We start from the raw sequence: 2,225 nt of genomic DNA, 5'->3' as shown, positions 1-2,225 counted from the left end.
TGTTAGCGCTACTGTAAAAACAACCAATTTCGCCATCGCACTTTAGCCGATTCCGCCAACGCAATTTCCCCGATCACGCCAACGCATTTTCACCATTTCCACCAACGCCGGGGCTTACGCTTCGACCGACAAGCGAACGATGCTTTCGGGAGGAGCGGCCGTGGCGGAGAAGAACCTGATCGGAGAGTTGGACATGTACAGGGAAGCGGGCATAAAGCCCAACTTCAGCGACATAGCGAAGCGCTACGGCAAGGACAGGCACACCGTGGCGGCGTACTGGAGGGCCGAGGGCGGCCGGCCCCGCGACGGGCGCGCCGACAGGGCGGGCTCCTTCGACGCGCACATCGAGGAGGTGGCCGCCAAGGCGCAGCTGCCGGGGGTCACCAAGAAGGGCATCCACGAGTGGCTGCTGCACAGGTATCCCGGCGAGAACCTGGCCGGCTACAACGCCTTCACCCAGTTCATGCGCAAGAACGGTATCGCCGTCGGGGCCTCCGTCGGCCCGGAACCGCACCCGCGCTTCGAGACGCCGCCCGGGCTGCAGCTGCAGTTCGACTGGAAGGAGTCGGTCAGGATGGCGAACCGCGACGGCGAGCTGTTCGAGTTCAACGCGTTCGCGGCGACGCTGGGCCATTCCCGCAGGCACATATTCATCCGGTCGGGGACCAGGACGACCGACGACCTGGTCAGATGCATGTACGCCACGATCGCGAGGCTCGGCGGCGTGCCCCGCGAGTGGGTCACGGACAACATGTCCGCCCTGGTGACGGTCAAGGGCGGCAGGCGCCTCAAGGTCCAGCGCGCATACGAGTTCGCCAAGGCCGCCGGCTTCGAGCTGAAGCTGTGCCGCCCGCGCAGCCCCCAGACCAAGGGCAAGGTCGAGTCGTCGAACCGCTTCCTGTCGCGGCTCGCGGCCTACCAGGGCGACTTCGACGGCTGGGACGACATCGACGAGATCATCGCGCGGATCGAGGACGCCAGCAACTCCGAGCCCAACGAGACCACGGGGCTGCCGCCCTCCGCGCTGTTCATGGAGGAGAAGGACGCGCTGCTGCCCGTCGGCAACCTCCGCGCCCTCGAGGAGGCGATGGGCGACGTGGTGCGCGTGGCCAGGGTGCCGGCCACGATGCTGGTCAGCGCGCACGGCGAGCCCATGTCGGTGCCCAGGCGCTGCATCGGCAGGCCCGCCCGCATCGTCTGCATGCCCGGCGGCGCGATGGACTGCTACGTCGGCGGCGAGCTGGTGGCGACGCACGTGGCGGGCGGGCCGGCCTACGACCCGGCGCACTACGCCGAGGCCATGGCCGGGAAGCGCTGGTTCGGCGACGCCGCCGGCGACATCGAGGCGGCCGCCGCCGCCAACCTCGGGCTGCTCGACTCGATAGGGGGCTCGCTGTGAGCGCCGCGGTGCAGGCCAGCCCGCTCAACCGCCTGGCGGCCAATCTCGAGGAGCTGGGGCTCGAGGGCATGGCGTCGTCGGTGCCCGAGTACGTCAGGCTCGTCGCCGACGGGAGGAAGAGCCTGGTCGACGCCATGCTCGAGCTCACCGACGCCCAGATAGCCCTCAAGCGGCGCGCCGACGACGAGCGCCGCACGAGGATGGCCAACTTCCCCTACATAAAGACGCTGGCCGACTTCGACTGGGGTTTCCAGCCGAGCGTGCCCCGCGGGCTGGTCGAGCAGCTGGCCACGCTCGAGTTCGTCGACCGCGGCGACAACGTCGTGCTCGTCGGCAGCCCGGGCGTCGGCAAGACCCACCTGTCGATAGCCATAGGCCACGAGGCGGTGATGGCCCGCAAGCAGGTGTACTTCGCCGACTGCTCGAGGCTGGTCGAGGACCTCAAGCACGCCTCGGCGAAGGAGGCGCTGGCGCGCAGGATGCGGTTCTACGAGCACTGCAGCCTGCTGATAATAGACGAGCTGGGCTACCTCGATATCGGGAAAGAGGGCGCCGACCTGCTGTTCCAGCTGGTGAACAGGCGCTACGCGCTCAAGCGGTCGACGATCGTCACGACCAACGTGCCGGTCGGCAGGTGGGGCGACGTGTTCGGCAGCAACGTCACGGCCTCGGCGGTCGCCGACAGGCTGTGCCACCACTGCGCGATGATCAAGATAACGGGCCGGTCGTACCGCCTGAAGGACGTGTCCATCGGCGGTGAGGACGGGAAGGAGGAGGGCGCCTAGGCGCCGAAAGCGGCACATCCGCGTTGGCGAATCCGGTGTAT

2 protein-coding genes are annotated in these 2,225 nt (G+C 68.0%); both read left to right on the top strand.

What is annotated here, in order from left to right; genetic code table 11:
* The first annotated feature begins 160 nt into the window (after positions 1-160).
* Complete coding sequence (gene istA / locus I4W07_RS09075) at positions 161-1,399, top strand: IS21 family transposase (protein WP_196026416.1); 1,239 nt, start codon at positions 161-163, stop codon at positions 1,397-1,399.
* Entirely contained in the window at positions 1,396-2,184 is a 789-nt protein-coding gene (istB, locus tag I4W07_RS09070; protein ID WP_055285406.1) for an IS21-like element helper ATPase IstB, read from the top strand. Before istA ends, istB begins: the two co-directional genes overlap by 4 nt.
* Positions 2,185-2,225: the final 41 nt, after the last annotated feature.

It is taken from the genome of Collinsella aerofaciens, from assembly GCF_015670745.1.
Lineage (GTDB): Bacteria > Actinomycetota > Coriobacteriia > Coriobacteriales > Coriobacteriaceae > Collinsella > Collinsella aerofaciens_T.
Note: the sequence above shows the minus strand (reverse complement) of the source record. Positions and strands in the feature narration are given on the sequence as shown.